The sequence below is a fragment of the Nocardioides sp. genome (assembly GCF_030655615.1).
GTDB lineage: Bacteria > Actinomycetota > Actinomycetes > Propionibacteriales > Nocardioidaceae > Nocardioides.
The window spans coordinates 1-15,725 of sequence record NZ_JAURVJ010000108.1 but is presented as its reverse complement, the minus strand read 5'-3'; the positions used below and the strand labels follow the sequence as shown (position 1 = coordinate 15,725).

Here is a 15,725-nt window from a genome sequence, read left to right as displayed (position 1 = left end):
CAGAAGCGGGAGTTCCGTCCCAGAACCCTCGGCGCCGCACCGCGTGGAAATCCTCCGCTGAGGCGGTGAATCTCCACCTCCTCCGACAGAACTCCCACCAACCACCTCCGCGAAACTGTCGGTGGTGAAGGTCAGAGTGGGCGGCATGGACATCTCGACCGCTCTCACCCTGGCCCTGGGGCTGCTGATCGGCCTCGCCGCCGGGGCGGCCGTGGGCTACGCCGCGGGTGTGCTGCGCACACCCGTCCCGGCGCCCGAGCCCGTCGCCGCCGACGACCGGATCGCCGACGCGCTCGACCAGCAGGCCGTCGTGCGCGAGAGCCTCGAGCGGCTGCACGACCAGATGCGCGACCTCGAGCACGGTCGGGTGGCCTGGCAGAGCCAGCTGCACCAGCAGGTCCTCGACATGCGGGCCTCGACCGACAGCCTCGGACGTGAGACGCGGTCGCTCTCGACCGCGCTGCGCCGGCCGCAGGTGCGGGGTCGGTGGGGCGAGCTCCACCTGCGCAAGGCGGTCGAGCTGGCTGGGATGGTCGGGCACTGCGACTTCACCGAGCAGGTCCGGCTCGACGACGGCGCCCTGCGGCCCGACCTCGTCGTGCACCTGGCCGGCGGGCGCTCGGTCGTGGTCGACGCCAAGGTCCCCCTCGACGCCTACCTCGACGCGACCGCCTCCGACGACGACGAGGCCCGCGACGCCCACCTGGCTCGCCACGCCCGGCAGCTCCGCACCCACGTCGACGTCCTCGCCGGCAAGGCCTACTGGCGGTCGCTGGCCGACTCCCCCGAGTTCGTCGTGCTCTTCGTGCCGGCCGAGTCGTTCCTGTCCGCCGCGCTCGAGGCCGACCCGTCGCTCCTCGAGCACGCCGCGGGCCGCGAGGTCGTGCTGGCGACGCCCACCACCCTCATCGCCCTGCTCCGCACGGTGAGCCACGGCTGGCGCCACGAGGCGCTGTCGGCCCAGACCGACGAGATCCACCGGCTCGGGCGCGAGCTCCACGCCCGGCTCGCGACGTTCGGCGGTCACCTCGACCAGGTCGGTCGCTCCCTCAACGCGGCCGTCGGCCACTACAACAGCGCCGTCGGGTCGCTGGAGTCACGCGTGCTGGTCCAGGCCCGCCGGTTCGACGACCTCGGGGTCACCGGACCGGCCACCGTCCCGCTCACCCCGCCCCGGGCGGTGGAACTGCGCGCGGTCGACCGTGACGAGCGCCCGGACCGCACCGACGGGTCCGCGCTCCCCCGGCGCGCCGACGCCCGCGAGCCCCCTCCGCCCCGTACCGTCGGACTGTGAGCCTGCCTGGCAACCGCACGTTGTGGGAGGAAGGTCACGAGCCCGGCCGCGAGGTGGCCTCGCTCGGGGTCGCCCTCGCCCTGACCGCCGCTGCCGTCGACCTGCTGCTGACCGGCCGCGTCGGCGTCCTCTTCGACCTCGCCTTCGTCGCCCTGTGCGTCGGCCTCGCGCTCGCCGTACGCCTGACCGACTTCTTCACCGTCGGGGTCCTGCCGCCGCTGCTCATGCTGTCGACGTTCCTGCTGCTGGCGATGTCGCGCTCCGAGGCGATCGCCCAGGCCGAGGACGGTCTGCTCCAGGCGGTCGTGTCCGGGTTGTCCCACCACAGCATCGCCCTGGTGCTGTCCTACGTCCTGGCGCTCGGGGTGCTCGCCGTGCGCCAGCGCGTGGCCCGCGTGCGCGACGAGGTCGGCCCGCCGCTCGAGCCCGACGTCGACGGCTCCGAGGTCGCTACTCGAAACGGTCCGGGTCGCCGGCTCCCCGTCTGACCACCTCGGGGGTCCCGCTCGACCAGTCGACGACGGTCGTGGGCTCGGCCGAGGTCTCACCGGCCTCGACGACCAGGTCGACCTCGTGGTCGAGGTCCTCCTTGATCTCCCAGCCCTGCGTGCGGGGCTCGGTCTCACCCGGCAGGATCAACGAGCTGCTCAGCAACGGCTCGCCCAGCTCCTCGAGCAGCAGCTGCACCAGCCGGTGGTCGGGGATGCGGACGCCGACCGTGCGCTTCTTGGGGTGCAGCAGCCGCTTCGGCACCTCGGGCATCGCCGGGAGGATGAACGTGTAGGGACCGGGCGTCGCCGACCGGATGGCGCGGAAGGCGGCGTTGTCGACGTGGACCAGCTGCCCGAGCTGGCTGAAGTCCTTGCAGACGAGGGTGAAGTGGTGCCGCTCGTCGAGCCCGCGGATCCGCAGGATCCGGTCGCGACCGTCGCGGTTGCCGATCCGCGACCCGAGGGCGTAGCCCGAGTCGGTGGGGTAGGCGATCAGCGCGTCGTCGTGCAGGGCTTCGACCACCTGCCGGATCAACCGGGGCTGCGGGTTCTCGGGGTGGATGTCGACAAACCTGGCCATGTCCCGATCCTTCCAGACGGGGCCGCAGGGCGGGCGTGTCCCGGTTTCCCAGCCGACACCTGGGTGATGCACAGTTGACGCCGGGACGTCCGGTGGTAGCACAGGTGCAGCACGGTCCCGCCGGACCGCACGAGGAGGAGCAGCGTGACCCACACCCCCGCCGCCGGGCGCGCCACCGTCGCCTACGTCCTCCCGGTCTTCAACGAGGAGGACAACATCGCGGCGTTCCACGCCGCGCTCGTCGAGGCGACCGCGACCCGCGCCGACCTCGACTACGAGTTCGTCTACGTCGACGACGGCAGCCGCGACGACTCGCTCGCCCACCTGCTCAAGCTGCGCGGCGACGACGACCGGGTGACCGTGCTCAGCTTCTCGCGCAACTTCGGGCACCAGGTCGCGGTCACCGCCGGGCTCGACGCCTGCACCACCGCTGACGCCGTGGTCGTCATGGACACCGACCTCCAGGACCCGCCCCGGGTCAGCATGGAGATGGTGGAGATGTGGGAGGACGGCGTCGACGTCGTCTTCGCCCAGCGCCGCAGCCGTCGCGACTCGCGCTTCAAGCGCGCCACCGCCTTCGGCTTCTACTGGCTGCTCGACCGGATGGCCGACATCGAGATCCCCCGCAACGTCGGCGACTTCCGGCTGATGGACCGCAAGGTCGTCGCCGAGGTCTCCCGCTACCGCGAGCAGGACCGGTTCCTGCGCGGCATCGTCGCCCACGTCGGGTTCCGCCAGGAGGCGGTGCTCTTCGACCGCGACGAGCGCTTCGCCGGCGAGACGGGCTACCCGCTGCGCAAGATGATCCGGTTCGCCGCCAGCGGCATCGTCGGGTTCTCGACCGCTCCCCTGCGGTGGATCTCGCGGCTCGGCTTCGCGATCTCGGCGTTCTCGGTGCTGCTGGCGGTCTACGTGCTCGGCGTACGCATCTTCCGGCCGGAGGAGTCCGTGCCCGGCTGGGCGTTCCTCGGGGTCGGCATGTTCCTGCTCAGCGGTCTCCAGCTGATCATGATGGGCGTGATCGGCAGCTACCTCGGCCGGGTCTACGTCGAGGCCCAGGACCGTCCGCTCTACTCGCTGGCCCTCACCGCCCGCGGGCCCCGTGACGGCGACGCGACCCCACGGGGCCGGCGCTGAGGCCGACCCTGTCGCCCACCGTGGTCCGGTTCGCCGGGGTGGGCGTCGTCAACACGCTGCTCGACCTCGGGCTGTTCCTGCTGCTCCACGACGCCCTGGGCATCGTGCTCGCCAACTTCGTCTCCACGAGTGCCGGCATGACGTTCAGCTTCGTGGTCAACGGCCTGGTCACGTTCAAGGCCGGCCGGCTGACCCTGCGCCACGCGGCGCTGTTCCTCGCCACGACCGGAACCGTCATGTGGGCCCTGCAGCCGCTCTTCATCCACCTGTTCCTCCAGGTGGCCGACGAGCTGCTCGTCGTCAAGGTGCTCTCGATCGGCGTCTCGTTCGTCGCCAACTTCGCGGCCTACCGCTACGTCGTCTGGCCCGCGACCACCGCCGCCACCGCCTGACCGACGCTGGTGGTCAGGAGCGGCCGGCGGCCTTCAGGTCGCGGCGGAGCTCCTTGGGGAGCGAGAAGATCAGCGACTCCTCGGCGGAGTGGACGGCGCGGGCGTCGGGGTAGCCGCGCTCGGAGAGGTAGGCGAGGACGCCGTCGACCAGGGCCTCGGGGACGGACGCACCGGAGGTGACCGAGACGGTGCTGACGCCGTCGAGCCAGGCCTCGTCGATCTCGGAGACGTCGTCGATGCGGTAGGACGCCAGGGCGCCGGCGTCGAGGGCGACCTCGACGAGGCGCACCGAGTTGGAGGAGTTGGCGGAGCCGACGACGATCACCAGGTCGGCGCCGGGCGAGATCTCCTTGACGGCGAGCTGTCGGTTCTGGGTCGCGTAGCAGATGTCGTCGCTGGGCGGGTCGAGCAGCAGGGGGAAGCGCTCGCGGATCGCGGCGACGGTCTCGAGCGTCTCGTCGACCGACAGCGTGGTCTGCGACAGCCAGGCGACCCGGGCGGGGTCGCGGACGACGATGCCGGGCACGTCGGCGGGGCTCTGCACGAGCTGGATGTGGTCGGGCGCCTCGCCGGCGGTGCCCTCGACCTCCTCGTGGCCCTCGTGGCCGATGAGCAGGATGTCGTAGTCGTCGGCGGCGAACCGCTTGGCCTCGTGGTGGACCTTGGTGACCAGCGGGCAGGTCGCGTCGATGGTCTTGAGCTCGCGCTCGGCCGACTCGCGGTGCACCTCGGGCGAGACCCCGTGGGCCGAGAACACGACCGTGGCGCCGTGCGGCACCTCGGCGATCTCCTCGACGAAGACGGCGCCGCGCGACTCGAGGTCGGCGACGACGTGCTTGTTGTGCACGATCTGCTTGCGGACGTAGACGGGGGCGCCGTAGAGCTCGAGCGCCTTCTCGACCGTGACGACCGCGCGGTCGACGCCGGCGCAGTAGCCGCGGGGCGCGGCGAGCAGCACGGCGCGCTCGGCCTCCTCGGGACTGAGGATCGCGGGCATGCCGACGTCGGTGGTCATGGGCCGAGTCTACGAGAGGCACTGGTAGACAGTGGATTCATGAGATACGTCGTCTACGGTGCCGGCGCGATCGGCGGCGGTGTCGGTGGCCTGCTGCACCGCGCCGGGATCGACACGACCCTGGTCGCGCGCGGCAACCACCTCGCCGCGCTGCGCGACGACGGGCTCCGCCTCACGGTGGGCCACGACGGGGAGGTCGCCCTCACGGTGCCGACCGCGGCCTCGGCGGCCGAGGTCGTCTGGCACGACGACACCGTCGTGCTGCTCGCGGTGAAGTCGCAGCAGACCGCGGCGGCCCTCGCCGACCTGACGCCCCACCTGCCGCCCGCGACGCCCGTGGTCTCCCTGCAGAACGGCGTCTCCAACGAGCGCACGCTCCTGCGCCACGTCGAGCACGTCCAGGGCATCGTGGTGATGATGCCGGCGAGCCACCTGTCGCCCGGTCGGGTTACGATCCACTCCGCCGGCAAGCCGGGGCTGCTCGACGTCGGCCGGTTCCCGTCCGGCGTCGACGACACGTCGCGCGCTGTCGCGGCCGACCTCGAGAGGGCCGGCTTCGCCAGCGTGCCGCGCGACGACGTCATGGCGTGGAAGCACCGCAAGCTGCTGATGAACCTCGGCAACGCCGTCAACGCCTCCTGCCCGCCCGGCGACGAGGCGACCGAGCTGGTCCGCCTCGTCCGCGACGAGGGCGAGCGCGTCCTCGCCGCCGCCGGCATCCCCGTCACCGGCGAGGCCGACGACCGCGAGCGGCGCGGCGAGCTGCTTCGTCCCCTCGTCGACCGCGACGGCGTCGGCTCCTCGTCGTGGCAGAGCGTCCAGCGCGGCACGGGCGACGTCGAGGCCGACCACCTCAACGGCGAGATCGTCCTGCTCGGCCGGCTGCACGGCCTACTGACGCCGGCCAACGAGCTGGCCCGGCGCACCGTCAACGACCTCGTACGCCGAGCAGCCCCGCCGCAGACCGTGTCCGCGGCGGGGCTGCTGGCCGAGCTCGGGGTCAGTCGGCCCTGACGTAGAAGCCGAACCCGACGGCGGCCCGGTCGGAGAGCGGGGCGCCACCCCGGCGCTCGAACGCGACCTCCTGGGCGTCGACCGGGAGGTCGACGGTGAACGTTCCGCCCCCGACGGACTGGGTGCCGCTGCTCTGGTCGCCGTCGACGGCGTAGGAGACCAGGGTCTGGCGGGTCCGCAGGGAGGTGACCAGGGCGATCATCCGCTCCTCGCGGTCGGGCACCTGGACGACGGCGCCGTCGGGGTCCAGGGCCGGGACCACGGTGTCGACCAGCCGCCAGGTGTGCCCGCCGTGCTCGACCGTCCCGGCGAGTCGGACCCCGTCGCCGACGTCTCGCCCCGCCGGGTCGGCGTACACACCGAGCCCGATCCGGAGCGTGTCGCTCTCGACCCGTGGCCCGTCCTCGCCGTCGGTGACGTAGAGACGCGTCGTCATGCTCTCCTCGGGGAGGACCCGGCTCCCGATGCCGCCGAGGGCAGCCGGGTCGACGGGCACGCTGCCGTCGCACGCACCCTGGGCGAACCCGCCGCTGCCCGTCTCGACGGTCACCCAGGCGTCGGCCGGACCGCCGGCGCAGTAGTAGGCGTAGAACACCCGGTCGGCGCGCTCGGTCGGCTCCACCACGATGTCGTTCTGCCCCGGCTCGCCGATGGTCGCGCCCAGCAGCGGCGAACCGGCCCGGGTCGCGCGGAAGGTCACGCCGTCGGCCGTCACGCCGTCGGGCCGGCCCTCGCCGAGCGTGTAGACGGCCAGCGCCACCGAGCCGTCGGCCACCCGGGCCGTCACCTCGACCGCGTCGCCGGGGGCCAGGTAGGTCCAGTCGGTGAAGTCGGACCCGTCGAAGACCTGCGGCGCGTCGCCCTCCCCCACCGCGACCTCCACGCGGTCGGCCGTCGAGGTGCCCCACGAGATCAGCCGCGGCCGGTCGGAGTCGCCGAGCTCGAGCGTGGTGCGACCCTCGCCGGCGGAGTGGTCCTGGTAGTCGTAGGGGAAGCCGAGCGAGTCGATCTCGCGCGGCACGTCGACCCCGAAGACCGACGGGGCGGCGGCGTCCGGCCCGGCCGCGTCGTCCCCGGGCAGCAGGGACACCGCGCCGACCACCGCCACGACGGCGGCCACGGCGCCCGACGCCACGACGCGCCGGCGGCGCCGGACCACCCCGATCCGGTGGTGGATCGCCGTACGCCGGACGGTGGTGTCGCCCTGGGCCACGTCGGCGGCGTGGGTCTCGAGCGTGGTGCGCAGGTCGTCGAGGCCGTTCATGACGTCTCCTCCAGGTCGGCGGTGGGGTGGTCCGGGTCGGCCAGGGCCGGGTCGATCCGCAGCTTGGCGAACGCCTTGCTGGTCTGGCTCTTGACCGTGCCGACGCTGCAACCCAGCAGCTCGGCGGTCTGGGCCTCGGTCAGGTCCTCGAAGTAGCGCAGCACGACGACGGCCCGCTGCCGCCGCGGCAGTCGCCCCATCGCCTCCCACAGGTCGTTGCCGGCGTCGACGGCGGCGGTGCCGTCGGGCACGCCGGCCTCGGGCAGCTCCTCGGTGGCGAGCTCGCCGTTCCACTTGCGCCGCCACCACGAGTTGTAGGTGTTGACGATGATCTTGCGGACGTAGGCCTCCGGGTTGCCGTGGGTCCGGCCCCAGGCGAACCACGCCTTGGTCAACGAGGCCTGGAGCAGGTCCTCGGCGAGCTGGTGGTCACGGGTGAGGAGGTACGCCGTCCGCAGCAGGGCGCCGGACCGGGCGACGACGAACTCGTCGAAGTCGACACGCCGCTCACCCCCGGCCGGCACGGGGTCCCCGCTCCTCGGTGACGCTGGCGTGAGCGCCGTGTCGGTGGTCATGTCGGTGTCTACGACCCGGACCAGTCCGATGGTTGCCCGTCATCGACGCGGCGTCGCCGCGAGCCACGTGGCGAGCGTCCCCGTGGCCTCGCGCAACCGGCGGAAGTACGTCGTCCGGCTGAGGTGGAGGGCGTGCATGGCCCGGGTGTGGCTGGCGTCGGGGTCGAGGTAGCCGCGCTGGAGGACCTCGCGGAGGAGCCGCGCGTCGGGGCTGTCGCCGTACGCCGTGGCGATGGCCGCGCGGAGCAGGTCACGCACGGAGGCCGCCCGGTCCGCGGGCGTCACACCCCGTGCCAGCGGCGACCGCGACAGGGCGACGGGGTCGTGGAACTGCCGCAGCGCCTCGCGGACGTCCTCGGTCGTCGCCTCCGCGGCGGGCGACGCCGGCAGCGCGGACACCGGCGCCTCCGGCGGGGCCAGCACCTCGCGCGCCTCGTCGCGCATCGCGCCGACCGCCCCGCCGGGGCCGTAGTCGATCACGTGGACGGGCAGCCGGAGCCGGCCGACGACCAGGTCGAGGGACGGGTCGGCGACCCCACCGCAGTGCGACGGGTCGGGGGCCGGCGGCTTGCGCGGCACCACCCACCGGCGGAAGTCGGCGAGCCCGCAGCGCTGGACGACCGTGTGCAGCACCAGCGCCGAGACCTCGGCGAGGTCGGGGCCGGCGACCGCGAGCTCGGTGACGGGGTTGAGGAGGGTGCCGCCCCGCCAGGAGCGGGTCGCGTCGAGCCAGGGCCGCAGCACCGCGTCGTGGGCGAGCGCCGCCGGCACCCGCTGGTCGGTCGCCCACACCGAGACGGCCACGACGACGTCGGCGTCGACCGGGTCGCGCACGACCACGACGTGCTCGGGAGCCTCGGCCACCCAGCGCGCGACCCAGGCGGCGTACGCCGGGTCCTGGCCGGCCAGCAGCGTCGCCAGCCTCGGGAGGTCGTCGGGCTGGGCGTCGGTGACCCGCCACGGCGACGCCAGGGCCCGCGACGGCGTCACGCCGCCGTCCTGCGGCGGGGCCAGAAGCTCGCGCACGTCGAGGACCAGCTGCGGGCGCGACCCACGGGTTGGCGCGGTGAGGTGGTCGATGACCCGGAGCCGCAGCGCCCGCTCGACCTCGGGCTCGGTGTCGCGCAGGCGGGAAGACAGCAGGCGGCGCACGCGCTGGTGCAGGGTCACCCGGTGGCCGAGCCGCTCGGCGAACGGCAGCGTCCGCAGCCAGCGCTCGGCCCGGTCACCGCTCCCGCGGCCGATGACGGCGTCGAGCAGGTCGGCGTCGACGGCGGGGGCGATGGCCGCCACGGCCAGCACCAGCCGGTCGTCGCCCACCAGGTCGGGGCCGGCGAGACGGCCCCCGGTCAGCAGGTCGAGCAGGTCGGTCTCGAGGTCCGCGAGCTCGCCGGGCCCGATGGCGCCGCGGGACCCGCGTACGGCGGTCGCCAGCGTCAGCGACAGCGGGTGCCCCTCGGCCCAGGCCACGATCCCGTCGCGCTCCGGCCCCGCCGGCATCCCCCGGGCAGCGAGGAAGGTCGTGGCGGCCGCCGGGACCAGCGGTCCTACCGGCACCGACACCAGGGACGAGGCCCACGCCGAGCCCCACCAGCCGGGCTCGAGGGGGCGACGGGAGGCCAGCACGACCCGGGCGGAGGCGGGCAGGACCGCGAGGCCGTGCTCGCGCAGCCAGGCCTCGTCGGTCCCCAGCTCCTCGGCCGAGTCCACGACGAGGAACGGTCGGGACGTCCCAGCCGCAGCCGCCACCGCGTCCTCGGTCGTGCGTCCGCCCCGGAGCTCGCGGGCATCGAGCCAGGTGACGTCGAACCCGTCGCGGTCGGAGCGCCGCGCCAGCTCGCGCAGCAGGGCGGTCTTGCCCATCCCGGCCGCGCCGGTGACCACCGCGACGCGGTGGGGGGAGACGTCGGCGAGCAGCGCCTCGAGCACGGCGAGCTCGCCCGTACGGCCCACGAACGTCGCGGCGTCCCGGGCCGCAGCGTGGTCGGCCAGGCTCATGGCGACACCGTAGACGCACGAGGACCCCGTCACCTGCTGGTGACGGGGCCCTCGGGTGCTGCGGGGCACCGGGTGGTGCGGTGAGGTCAGGCCTTCGGCTCGTCCTCGGTCGCCTCGGTCGACTCGGTGGTCGGCTCGGCGGCGGCCTCGTCGGTCGTCTCCTCGGCCGGAGCCTCGGTCTCAACGGCCTCGTCCTCGACGGGCTCCTCGACCACGGGGGCCGGGGCGGCAGCGGCCGGCTTGGCCTTCTTGTTCGACGCCTTCGGCTCGTAGGCCTCGGTCACGAGCTCGATGACGGCCATCGGCGCGTTGTCGCCCTTGCGGGGGCCGAGCTTGGTGATCCGGGTGTAGCCACCCGGACGCTCCGCGAAGACGGGCGCGATGTCGGTGAAGAGCTCGTGCACGACGCCCTTGTCACGGATGACCTTGAGGACCTCGCGACGCTGGTGGAGCGGGTTGTCGCCCTTGTGCGCCTTGACGGCCTTGGTGATCAGCTTCTCGGCGTGCGGACGCAGCGTGCGCGCCTTGGCCTCGGTGGTCGTGATCCGGCGGTGCTCGAAGAGCTGGGTCGCCAGGTTGGCCAGGATGAGGCGCTGGTGGGCCGGGCTGCCGCCGAGACGGGCGCCCTTCTTGGGTGCGGGCATCGTGCTTCTCGATCCTCCCGGGCCGTACGAGGTACCCGGGCTAGAGGTGGTGGTGCGGATGTGGTCGAGACCGACCCGAGGTGACCCTCGGGGATCTCAGCGCGACGGCTGGTCGGCGGGCCCCGCCGACCAGTCCGGCGCGCAGTTCAGCTCAGTACTGCTCGTCCTCGACGAAGGCGTCGTCGTCGTCGTCGCCGTAGGCGGCGAGGGCGGCGTGCGGGTCGAAGCCGGGAGCGCTGTCCTTGAGGGACAGGCCCATCTCGACGAGCTTGGCCTTGACCTCGTCGATCGACTTCGCACCGAAGTTGCGGATGTCGAGGAGGTCCTGCTCAGAGCGGCTGATGAGCTCGCCCACGGTGTGGATGCCCTCGCGCTTGAGGCAGTTGTAGGACCGGACGGTCAGCTGCAGGTCCTCGACCGGGAGGGCGAGGTCGGCGGCGAGCTGCTCGTCGACGGGCGACGGGCCGATGTCGATGCCCTCGGCCTCGACGTTGAGCTCGCGGGCGAGGCCGAAGAGCTCGACCAGCGTCTTGCCGGCCGACGCGATGGCGTCGCGGGGCAGGATCGACGGCTTGGTCTCGACGTCGATGACGAGCTTGTCGAAGTCGGTGCGCTGCTCGACACGGGTGGCCTCGACCTTGTAGGTCACCTTCAGCACGGGGCTGTAGATCGAGTCGACCGGCATCCGGCCGATCTCGTTGTCGTTGCCCTTGTTCTGGACGGCCGAGACGTAGCCGCGGCCACGCTCGACGACCAGCTCCATCTCGAGCTTGCCCTTGTCGGACAGGGTCGCGATCTTGAGGTCGGGGTTGTGGACCTCGACACCGGCCGGGGGCGCGATGTCGGCGGCCGTGACGTCACCGGCACCGGACTTGCGGAGGTACATGGTGACGGGCTCGTCGTGCTCGGAGGAGACGACGAGGCCCTTCAGGTTGAGGATGATCTCGGTGACGTCTTCCTTGACGCCCTCGATGGTCGAGAACTCGTGGAGGACGGTGTCGACCTTGATGCTGGTGACGGAGGCACCGGGGATCGACGACAGGAGGGTACGGCGCAGCGAGTTGCCGAGCGTGTAGCCGAAGCCAGGCTCGAGGGGCTCGATGACGAACCGGCTCCGGAAGTCGCCGACGGTCTCTTCCGACAGGGTGGGGCGCTGTGCGATGAGCACTTGTTTGTTTCCTTCCCGGGCCTACCGCTATATGAGGGCCCAGATTGCAATTGCCGGTGGTGACGGAAGGTTCAGGACCGCCGCGCGGGATCACCGCGCGACGGGCCTGGGTGGATCACTTCTTGGAGTAGTACTCCACGATCAGCTGCTCGGTGATCGGCATGTCGATCTGGGCGCGGACCGGGACGGAGTGCACGAGGATGCGCATCCGCTCGGGGAGCACCTGCAGCCAGGCGGGGACAATGCGCTCGCCGAACGTCTCGCGCTGCACGATGAACGGCGTCATCTGCAGCGACTTCTCGCGGACGTCGATGATGTCGTACTGCGTCACCTGGAACGACGGGATGTCGACCTTGCGACCGTTGACCACGAAGTGTCCGTGGACGACGAGCTGACGGGCGTGGCGGCGCGAGCGGGCGAAGCCGGCGCGGTAGACCACGTTGTCGAGGCGGCACTCCAGCAGCTGCAGGAGGTTCTCGCCGGTCTTGCCGGTGCGGCGCGAGGCCTCGACGTAGTAGTTGTGGAACTGGCGCTCCATCACGCCGTAGGTGAAGCGAGCCTTCTGCTTCTCCTGCAGCTGAGTGCGGTACTCGCTCTCCTTGATGCGGGCGCGGCCGTGCTGTCCGGGCGGGTAGGGACGCTTCTCGAAAGCTGCGTCGCCACCGACGAGGTCGACACCGAGACGGCGCGACTTCCGGGTCATGGGTCCGGTGTAACGGGCCATGGGTCAGTCTCCTGTTCTGTCTCGGGTCAGACGCGCCGGCGCTTGGGCGGGCGGCATCCGTTGTGCGGGGCGGGGGTCACGTCCTGGATGGTGCCGACCTCGAGGCCGATGGCACCGAGGGAGCGGATCGCGGTCTCACGACCCGAGCCGGGACCCTTCACGAAGACGTCGATCTTCTTCATGCCGTGGTCCATGGCGCGACGGCCAGCGGCCTCGGCGGCCATCTGGGCGGCGTAGGGCGTCGACTTGCGCGAGCCCTTGAAGCCGACGGTGCCGGCCGAGGCCCACGAGATCACCGCCCCGGTGGGGTCGGTGATCGTGACGATCGTGTTGTTGAACGTGCTCTTGATGTGGGCTTCGCCCTGAGCAATGTTCTTCTTCTCCTTGCGGCGGACCTTCTTGGCACCGGCCGCGCGAGCCTTGGGAGGCATCGATTATCTCCTTGTGAGCTGGTCTGTGAGGTGAGAGGGCAGTGCGGGCGCACCCTGCGAAGGCAGAGGGCGACGCGTCACTTGGCCTTCTTCTTGCCGGCAACCGTGCGCTTGGGGCCCTTGCGGGTGCGCGCGTTGGTCTTGGTGCGCTGTCCACGGACAGGGAGTCCCTGGCGGTGGCGGCGACCCTGGTAGCTGCCGATCTCGATCTTGCGACGGATGTCGGCTTGGACCTCGCGACGGAGGTCACCCTCGATCTTGAAGTCCAGGCGCTCGACCTCGTCGCGGAGCCTGACCAGCTCGTCGTCACCCAGCTGGTGCACCCGCGTGTTGGGGTCGACACCGGTGAGCTCGAGGAGCTGCTGGGAACGGGTACGGCCGATGCCGTAGATGTAGGTGAGCGCGATCTCGACGCGCTTGTCGCGCGGGAGGTCGACGCCGAGGAGGCGTGCCATGTGATGGCCTTTCGGATTCTGCAGCGGTTTCGTGCGCGATGCGTCTGGGGTGTTCCCCCTCGTGGGGGCCCAGCTCCGGCCGTCTGCTCCGGAGGTGGTTCGGCAGGTCAGGACCTGCCTAGCGATCGCGTTGGTGGTGTGTGTTGAGTTGTGGTGCAGCAGCGAGGGGCTGGGTCAGCCCTGACGCTGCTTGTGACGCGGGTTCTCGCAGATCACCATGACGACGCCGTGACGACGGATCGTCTTGCACTTGTCACAGATCTTCTTGACGCTCGGCTTGACCTTCATGTCAGGACCTTCTGTTCTCGGCTGCTTGGCTACTTGTAGCGGTAGACGATGCGACCACGGGTGAGGTCGTAGGGCGAGAGCTCCACCACCACCCGGTCCTCGGGGAGGATCCGGATGTAGTGCTGACGCATCTTGCCGCTGATGTGCGCGAGCACCTTGTGGCCGTTGCTGAGCTCGACCCGGAACATCGCGTTGGGAAGGGCCTCCGTGATGGAGCCCTCCATTTCGATCACGCCTTCTTTCTTTGGCATGGCCTCACTATCCGATCGCGTCGTGGTGTTCTACCGTTCGACCCGGGAACCTCGACTCCGGCGGAGCCGTGGACCTCATGCAGCCGTCCCAGGACGCCACTCCCGGGCGCAGCGCTGAACACCTCTGCCAACGTTCTGGCTGGAGTGGTCACCACTGGCTCGAGCAGCCGCGAGGCGTCACGAAACAGACCCATGTTGGGCCGACACACCAGTTTAGGGTCTGGCGGCCCTGAAACACGAATCTGCCGGGACGGTGCTCACCCGGCGAGGAGGCGGAGGGTCTCCTCGCGGGCGGGAGCCGCGTCGGGCTCGGTGCCGACGTGGGCGCCGGCGACCGGGTTGACCATCACCTCGTCGACGCCGTGGGCCGCCGCGAGGGCCAGCAGCTGCTCGCGGGCGCTGTCGGGACTGCCGACCACCCAGCGGGCGACCATCGTGTCGACCAGCTGCTGCTCGGCGGCCGTCAGCTCGCGCTTCTCGGCCTCCTCGACGAGCTCCTGGGCGTGCAGGGGCTTCCCGGAACGCAGGGCGAGCATGGTGAGCAGGTTGGGCAGGGCGACCCGCCTGGCCTCCTCGTCGGTGGGCGCCACGGCCGCGTTGACGGTGAGGAAGGTGCGGGGCTCGGCCAGCTCGGGCGAGGGCTGGAAGCGCGAGCGGTAGAGGTCGAGCGCCTCGGCGGTGCCCGAGCCGGAGAAGTGGTGGGCGAACACGTAGGGCAGGCCCTTCGCGGCCGCGAGCTGCGCCGAGTAGTCGCTGCTGCCGAGCAGCCAGATCATCGGGACGCTCGTCGCCCGGGGGGTCGCGTTGAGCACGTGGGTGCGCCCCTGGACCCGCAGGCCCACGCCGTCGGCGTCCATCATCGCGATCACGTTGTCGACGTAGTCGGGGAAGTTCGTGACGTTGTCGTCGCTGACCCCGCCGGCGCCGTGGCGCAGCGCGTAGCCGGTGACCGGGTCGGTGCCCGGCGCGCGGCCGATGCCGAGGTCGATCCGGCCGGGGTGGGCGGCCTCGAGGAGGGCGAACTGCTCGGCGACGACCAGCGGTGCGTGGTTGGGCAGCATGACGCCCCCGCTGCCGACCCGGATGCGCTCCGTCGCGCCGGCGATCATCGCGATGAGGACGGGCGGGTTGGTGGCCGCCTCGGCCGGCATGTTGTGGTGCTCGGCGACCCAGTAGCGGCGGTAGCCGAGGTCGTCGGCCACCCGTGCCAGGGCGAGCGACGAGCGGACGGCGTCGCCGCTGGTCTGGTCGGACCGCACGGGGACGAGGTCGAGGACGGAGAGCGCAGGCAGGGAGGTCATCTCCTCGACAACCGGGGCGCGACGGCCGGCATTCCTCCCGGGACGGCGAAAGGGTGCCGAGCCCCCCATGGGGCCCGGCACCCGCTCAGGTGTCGCTGGTCGCGCTGGTGCCGCCGGTCAGGAGGCGGGCAGCGGGACCGCCGGGATCGCCGGGGTCGGGGCGACGTAGTCGCTCGAGTCGCCGGTGATGATCACGTAGAACCGCTTGTGCGTGTTGGGGTTGGTCACGTCGGCCGGGATGGCACCGGTCTGGGTGAACGAGCCGTCGCTGTTGCGGGGGCTGACCACGAACGTGTTGCGCGTGTTGGCACCGGTCGGGGCGCAGGCCACCACGCCGGTGATCGCGCAGGCGGTCGCGGTGATCTCGCCGGAGAACTCCGGGTTGGAGTCGGCGCCGGCAGCGCGGCCGTTGACGTTGCCGTTGTTGTTCTGCTCGAACTGGTTCTGCAGCGCGATCGTGGCGGTGATCCCGTTGTTGGACAGGTTCTCGTTGGCGTCGATGTAGGCGTTGCCCACCGCGCCCGCCGGAACGGCTGCGCCGGAGTTGTTGACCTGGTCGTAGGCCGTGCGGATCGAGAAGCCACCCGACTGGGCGATGATTGTGCCGTCGCGGTCGACCAGGAGCCAACGACCGGTGCCCGCGGCGCCGGTCGGTCCGGCGGGGCCGGCAGGACCGGTGGGTCCGGTCGGTCCGGCGGGGCCG

Annotated in this window: 18 protein-coding genes and 1 pseudogene; 5 read left to right on the top strand and 14 right to left on the bottom strand. The window is 71.9% G+C overall.

The features are described from left to right. Positions 1–145 precede the first annotated feature (145 nt). Positions 146–1,294, top strand: a complete 1,149-nt coding sequence (locus Q7T52_RS08850) for a DNA recombination protein RmuC (RefSeq protein WP_304801532.1) — start codon at positions 146–148, stop codon at positions 1,292–1,294. Then, a complete protein-coding gene (locus Q7T52_RS08845; protein ID WP_304801530.1) occupies positions 1,291–1,782 on the top strand; it encodes a DUF6542 domain-containing protein in 492 nt (163 codons plus the stop codon). Before Q7T52_RS08850 ends, Q7T52_RS08845 begins: the two co-directional genes overlap by 4 nt. On the opposite strand, the gene Q7T52_RS08840 is transcribed toward Q7T52_RS08845, so the two are convergent. Beyond that, positions 1,745–2,365, bottom strand: coding sequence for an L-threonylcarbamoyladenylate synthase (locus tag Q7T52_RS08840; protein WP_304801528.1), 621 nt, complete (start codon positions 2,363–2,365; stop codon positions 1,745–1,747). The two genes, Q7T52_RS08845 and Q7T52_RS08840, sit on opposite strands and share 38 nt — an antisense overlap. A gap of 144 nt (positions 2,366–2,509) precedes the next feature. On the opposite strand from Q7T52_RS08840, the gene Q7T52_RS08835 reads away from it, so the two are divergent. Then, positions 2,510–3,502, top strand: coding sequence for a glycosyltransferase family 2 protein (locus Q7T52_RS08835; protein ID WP_304801525.1), 993 nt, complete (start codon positions 2,510–2,512; stop codon positions 3,500–3,502). 20 nt (positions 3,503–3,522) lie between these two features. Next, entirely contained in the window at positions 3,523–3,894 is a 372-nt protein-coding gene (locus Q7T52_RS08830) for a GtrA family protein (RefSeq protein ID WP_304801523.1), read from the top strand. Positions 3,895–3,907: 13 nt separating this feature from the next. On the opposite strand, the gene Q7T52_RS08825 is transcribed toward Q7T52_RS08830, so the two are convergent. Next, a complete protein-coding gene (locus tag Q7T52_RS08825) occupies positions 3,908–4,909 on the bottom strand; it encodes a 4-hydroxy-3-methylbut-2-enyl diphosphate reductase (RefSeq protein ID WP_304801520.1) in 1,002 nt (333 codons plus the stop codon). 39 nt (positions 4,910–4,948) lie between these two features. Here Q7T52_RS08825 and Q7T52_RS08820 point away from each other — a divergent pair, with 39 nt between their 5' ends. After that, entirely contained in the window at positions 4,949–5,923 is a 975-nt protein-coding gene (locus Q7T52_RS08820; RefSeq protein WP_304801518.1) for a ketopantoate reductase family protein, read from the top strand. On the opposite strand, the gene Q7T52_RS08815 is transcribed toward Q7T52_RS08820, so the two are convergent. The 12 genes and pseudogenes from Q7T52_RS08815 to Q7T52_RS08760 form a co-directional block, all read right to left on the bottom strand. Next, positions 5,910–7,187 carry a hypothetical protein gene (locus Q7T52_RS08815; RefSeq protein WP_304801517.1) on the bottom strand — a complete coding sequence of 426 codons (1,278 nt, stop codon included), beginning with the start codon at positions 7,185–7,187 and terminating at the stop codon, positions 5,910–5,912. The two genes, Q7T52_RS08820 and Q7T52_RS08815, sit on opposite strands and share 14 nt — an antisense overlap. After that, positions 7,184–7,762: a SigE family RNA polymerase sigma factor gene (locus Q7T52_RS08810; protein ID WP_304801514.1), complete on the bottom strand. Its 579-nt coding sequence runs from the start codon at positions 7,760–7,762 to the stop codon at positions 7,184–7,186. Before Q7T52_RS08810 ends, Q7T52_RS08815 begins: the two co-directional genes overlap by 4 nt. Positions 7,763–7,801: 39 nt before the next feature. Then, positions 7,802–9,760, bottom strand: coding sequence for an ATP-binding protein (locus Q7T52_RS08805; RefSeq protein WP_304801512.1), 1,959 nt, complete (start codon positions 9,758–9,760; stop codon positions 7,802–7,804). An 86-nt stretch (positions 9,761–9,846) separates the two neighbouring features. Then, positions 9,847–10,404: a 50S ribosomal protein L17 gene (rplQ, locus tag Q7T52_RS08800; protein ID WP_304801510.1), complete on the bottom strand. Its 558-nt coding sequence runs from the start codon at positions 10,402–10,404 to the stop codon at positions 9,847–9,849. Between the two features lie 151 nt (positions 10,405–10,555). Beyond that, the gene (locus tag Q7T52_RS08795; protein WP_304801508.1) at positions 10,556–11,572 is read right to left on the bottom strand and encodes a DNA-directed RNA polymerase subunit alpha; all 1,017 of its coding nucleotides are present in this window, start codon (positions 11,570–11,572) and stop codon (positions 10,556–10,558) included. Positions 11,573–11,687: 115 nt separating this feature from the next. Then, the gene (gene rpsD / locus Q7T52_RS08790; RefSeq protein WP_304801506.1) at positions 11,688–12,296 is read right to left on the bottom strand and encodes a 30S ribosomal protein S4; all 609 of its coding nucleotides are present in this window, start codon (positions 12,294–12,296) and stop codon (positions 11,688–11,690) included. A 26-nt stretch (positions 12,297–12,322) separates the two neighbouring features. Continuing rightward, on the bottom strand, positions 12,323–12,727 hold the full coding sequence (gene rpsK / locus Q7T52_RS08785; protein ID WP_304801504.1) for a 30S ribosomal protein S11: 405 nt from the start codon (positions 12,725–12,727) through the stop codon (positions 12,323–12,325). A gap of 77 nt (positions 12,728–12,804) precedes the next feature. Continuing rightward, a complete protein-coding gene (gene rpsM / locus Q7T52_RS08780) occupies positions 12,805–13,182 on the bottom strand; it encodes a 30S ribosomal protein S13 (RefSeq protein WP_304801502.1) in 378 nt (125 codons plus the stop codon). Positions 13,183–13,356: 174 nt separating this feature from the next. After that, on the bottom strand, positions 13,357–13,470 hold the full coding sequence (rpmJ, locus tag Q7T52_RS08775; protein WP_304801500.1) for a 50S ribosomal protein L36: 114 nt from the start codon (positions 13,468–13,470) through the stop codon (positions 13,357–13,359). Positions 13,471–13,499: 29 nt separating this feature from the next. Continuing rightward, positions 13,500–13,721 (bottom strand): translation initiation factor IF-1, encoded by a 222-nt coding sequence (infA, locus tag Q7T52_RS08770; RefSeq protein WP_134765350.1) that lies wholly within the window; start codon positions 13,719–13,721, stop codon positions 13,500–13,502. 257 nt (positions 13,722–13,978) lie between these two features. Beyond that, positions 13,979–15,022, bottom strand: coding sequence for an LLM class flavin-dependent oxidoreductase (locus Q7T52_RS08765; RefSeq protein WP_304801494.1), 1,044 nt, complete (start codon positions 15,020–15,022; stop codon positions 13,979–13,981). Between the two features lie 117 nt (positions 15,023–15,139). After that, positions 15,140–15,725, bottom strand: a pseudogene (locus tag Q7T52_RS08760) (hypothetical protein); the annotation flags it as partial.

Bases quoted from the DNA above. Each gene is read 5' to 3' on its own strand.
- Q7T52_RS08815 (WP_304801517.1), bottom strand. From the start codon at position 7,187: ATGAACGGCCTCGACGACCTGCGCACCACGCTCGAGACCCACGCCGCC.
- Q7T52_RS08810 (WP_304801514.1), bottom strand. From the start codon at position 7,762: ATGACCACCGACACGGCGCTCACGCCAGCGTCACCGAGGAGCGGGGAC.
- rpmJ (WP_304801500.1), bottom strand. From the start codon at position 13,470: ATGAAGGTCAAGCCGAGCGTCAAGAAGATCTGTGACAAGTGCAAGACG.
- rpsK (WP_304801504.1), bottom strand. From the start codon at position 12,727: ATGCCTCCCAAGGCTCGCGCGGCCGGTGCCAAGAAGGTCCGCCGCAAG.
- Q7T52_RS08825 (WP_304801520.1), bottom strand. From the start codon at position 4,909: ATGACCACCGACGTCGGCATGCCCGCGATCCTCAGTCCCGAGGAGGCC.
- rplQ (WP_304801510.1), bottom strand. From the start codon at position 10,404: ATGCCCGCACCCAAGAAGGGCGCCCGTCTCGGCGGCAGCCCGGCCCAC.
- Q7T52_RS08840 (WP_304801528.1), bottom strand. From the start codon at position 2,365: ATGGCCAGGTTTGTCGACATCCACCCCGAGAACCCGCAGCCCCGGTTG.
- rpsM (WP_304801502.1), bottom strand. From the start codon at position 13,182: ATGGCACGCCTCCTCGGCGTCGACCTCCCGCGCGACAAGCGCGTCGAG.
- rpsD (WP_304801506.1), bottom strand. From the start codon at position 12,296: ATGGCCCGTTACACCGGACCCATGACCCGGAAGTCGCGCCGTCTCGGT.
- Q7T52_RS08805 (WP_304801512.1), bottom strand. From the start codon at position 9,760: ATGAGCCTGGCCGACCACGCTGCGGCCCGGGACGCCGCGACGTTCGTG.
- Q7T52_RS08765 (WP_304801494.1), bottom strand. From the start codon at position 15,022: ATGACCTCCCTGCCTGCGCTCTCCGTCCTCGACCTCGTCCCCGTGCGG.
- Q7T52_RS08850 (WP_304801532.1), top strand. From the start codon at position 146: ATGGACATCTCGACCGCTCTCACCCTGGCCCTGGGGCTGCTGATCGGC.
- infA (WP_134765350.1), bottom strand. From the start codon at position 13,721: ATGCCAAAGAAAGAAGGCGTGATCGAAATGGAGGGCTCCATCACGGAG.
- Q7T52_RS08820 (WP_304801518.1), top strand. From the start codon at position 4,949: ATGAGATACGTCGTCTACGGTGCCGGCGCGATCGGCGGCGGTGTCGGT.